The sequence below is a fragment of the Streptomyces sp. NRRL S-495 genome (assembly GCF_000966955.1).
GTDB classification, from domain to species: domain Bacteria; phylum Actinomycetota; class Actinomycetes; order Streptomycetales; family Streptomycetaceae; genus Kitasatospora; species Kitasatospora purpeofusca.
This window is the reverse complement of the sequence record NZ_JZWY01000303.1, coordinates 1-574: the sequence shown is the minus strand read 5'-3', so window position 1 is coordinate 574 and position 574 is coordinate 1. Positions and strand designations below refer to the sequence as shown.

General features: G+C 71.4%; 1 protein-coding gene. It reads left to right on the top strand.

The genetic code is table 11. From position 1 onward, the window contains the following. Positions 1-574 (top strand): serine hydrolase domain-containing protein (locus VR45_RS17035; RefSeq protein ID WP_045940620.1); only part of this gene is annotated, 574 nt, incomplete at both ends.

Below are 574 nucleotides of genomic sequence, written 5' to 3'. Positions count from 1 at the left end.
AGCCGGTCAGGCCGGACGGCCGGTTCCGGATCGGCAGTGTCACCAAGGCGTTCGTGTCGACCGTCGTGCTGCAGCTGGTCGGGGAGGGCCGGCTGCGGCTGGACGACCCGGTCGAGCGCCACCTGCCGGGCCTCGTCCCCAACGGCGGCGCGATCAGCGTCCGCCAACTGCTCAACCACAGCAGCGGCCTGTACGACTACGCCGAGGACCCGCGGTTCTTCTACCAGGACGAGGCGAGCCTGCGCGACTACGCCCTCGGGGACCGCCGTTGGCAGGACTACCGGCCGGAGCAGCTGGTCGCGATCGGTGTCGCGCACCCGCCGTACTTCGCCCCGGGCCAGGGCTGGAAGTACTCGAACACCAACTACATCCTGGCCGGCCTGCTGATCGACAAGCTCACCGGCCACAGCTGGCAGAGCGAGGTGACGCGACGGATCGTCCGGCCGCTGCACCTGGACGACACCGTGTTCCCCGGCTCGGAGACCGGGCTGCGCGGCCCGCACGTCCGCGCCTACGCCAAGCTGCCGGAGGGGCCGGCGGACATCACCAGGCTCAACCCGACCGTCGGCGACGC